This is a genomic window from Methanosarcina sp. A14, assembly GCF_001729375.1.
Lineage (GTDB): Archaea > Halobacteriota > Methanosarcinia > Methanosarcinales > Methanosarcinaceae > Methanosarcina > Methanosarcina barkeri.
In genome coordinates, this window is sequence record NZ_LZPK01000126.1 from 1 (window position 1) to 2,302 (window position 2,302).

The 2,302-nt window shown below is 32.7% G+C and carries 1 protein-coding gene and 1 pseudogene; both read right to left on the minus strand.

Translation table 11 applies throughout. The features are described from left to right. Nucleotides 1-279: pseudogene (locus A9239_RS06965) on the minus strand (YncE family protein); the annotation flags it as partial. A 1,380-nt stretch (nucleotides 280-1,659) separates the two neighbouring features. After that, nucleotides 1,660-1,905 (minus strand): hypothetical protein, encoded by a 246-nt coding sequence (locus A9239_RS06970; protein WP_048120496.1) that lies wholly within the window; start codon nucleotides 1,903-1,905, stop codon nucleotides 1,660-1,662. Between the last annotated feature and the right edge of the window lie 397 nt (nucleotides 1,906-2,302).

Consider the following 2,302-nt stretch of genomic DNA (forward strand, 5'->3'; position numbering starts at 1 on the left):
TACTGAGACTGTGTTGTCATAGTGGTTTGTCACATATACTTTTGTTCCATCAGAGTTGACTGCAACTCCAACAGGATAGGTTCCTACATTCACAGTAGCTGTAACAGTATTTGTATCTGTATCAATTACTGAGACATTGTTGCTTTCCATGTTTGCAATGTATGCAAATGGCGCCGCACTTGCGACACCCACCAGTATTAAAAAAACCAGTGTAGTTATTCCTAAAACTGCGATGAGGGTATGCTCCCCGTGTGTTTCATCACTTTTCATTTCTTCCATCTCAAGACCAGTAAATTAATTTTAACTTTGTAATAAAACATAATAGCGACGTAACATAATATCAAACTTTTCTCTGTGTAGAAAACGACTACGTTGCAAAAAATAACTATACTCATGTAAATCGGTCGTCCATTTGTATCCAGTTTTTATTATTCCAACGTAATCGAAATAACGTCTACTATCATTCTTTTCCCCTTACTTTGGCGTGTTTATATCCACCGTGTCGCAAAAGTATCAAAACGCAATCAAAAGTCGCGTTAGATATTTTATCAGGTCCCTTTGCAAAAAATTAAGTTCCGTTGCAAAAAATCTGAACATTTTACAAAATCATGGAAAACTTTTACAGTAAGGAGATTTGAGCGATCAAATTTGGGTTAAAATAGTATTTAAAGGAAAGAAAAATAGCCTTAAAATACAGAAAAATTATTTTTGCAATAGAACCAATACTTCTACAACTTTTAATATGTCAGATGTCACAGTGTTTCAATTCTTGTTTTAATGGCTCTTGCTCGCGTTATGACATTGCCTTTAGAATAAGTTTCCAGAACTGTTTTCGTGATCCTACTTTCAGCAGGTCGACATTTCATTTCCTATCATTTTTGCTGATTGTGATTTAAAGATGATGTTACTTTATTGTTTGTAGTTATTAGGTTTACATATGATTTGAACATAATCTCTCATACTAAACTTTAACAGGAAAATAATCCAGTGTTGATATATGTCGTGGGAATCGAGCCAGAAGTTAACCAGCTTTAACTCTAACGTGTATTTATCAAATGTTCAAAAACGGCATCAGTAATAAAATTTAAAGTCCTTATGTCGACCTGCCGAAAGTAGGGTGATCGAAAATTTGATTGATTATTCAAAGCAGATCTTTAATTGGTCCAAAATTTATGTGCAGGATTTACTACAAAATTATATATTAGCAAAAAAGATAACAGAAGTTTTGTCAGTATATTAATAATTCTAAATAATCTTAATATGATTTTGTGTTTGATAATATCACAAATCATTCAAAAACAGTTTATAAATCCCACAGTAACTTTTATCCAGTGCTTCTGTACATGTGTACGAATCCTCTCGATATGCAGTGCATTTCGATGTGTATTCACATTTCGTATCAAACAAATTTCTTGTCCCGAAAACCATGCTAAAAAATTTCATATGATGATATATGCTATCGACATATTTAACTTTATTTTACAGTGTATGTTATGGAACTCCCCACACAGAAACTTTTGTTTTTTTATTTCTAAGTTTTGCGAGGCCATCTCAAAACCTGTTTTATTCTAAGTCACTCAAGAAAATTCTTCTTTTTACTCTCAGGGAATCATGTCTCTGATATCTATATAATACGGACTGAAATCCGGCAAGTTCCCATCAAACGATTTTGCAAATATGCTCCAGGTTTCGATCTGTGGTTTCAGTTTTTTCATTATTGCAAGACAAATGCTCTTTAAAAATTTGAGCTGTAAACGGCAGAAAATGTATAAATCCTGAATTATACTCGTTAATAAGGCTGACTACATCACCAATTTCTTTCCTATCAACAGGCTTTATTGAATATTCAGGCAATATGTCCAACTTTTTATAAGTTGGAATTGCTGGTGTTTTAATTTCTCTCACGCTGGAATATCCCATCTTGCTGAATATGGATTTGGAAGCGTTATTCGACTAGTATACATAGGCATAGGTGTAACTTGATCCTATTTCCAGGACTTTTTCTTCTGCCTTCTTATATCCTCTTATCTACACCCAGAGCACAGTTTTCATTGCCCTGTAGGCACAGTCTTTCTATTTTCAGTAAACTTTGATTATTATCATCACTGAAAGGTCTAATGGAGATCACAGATATACTCCTGATTACTGTTTTTTCCCTTTCAACTAAATCTTTCTATTTATTTATCACATACTAAATATATATTTTTTGTATCCTCTGACTTACATATGATATTTAAATGCAGATATTTTTAAAAATATATTAACGGCTAATGAAAAAGTAGTAATGAACAAGGAATAATGA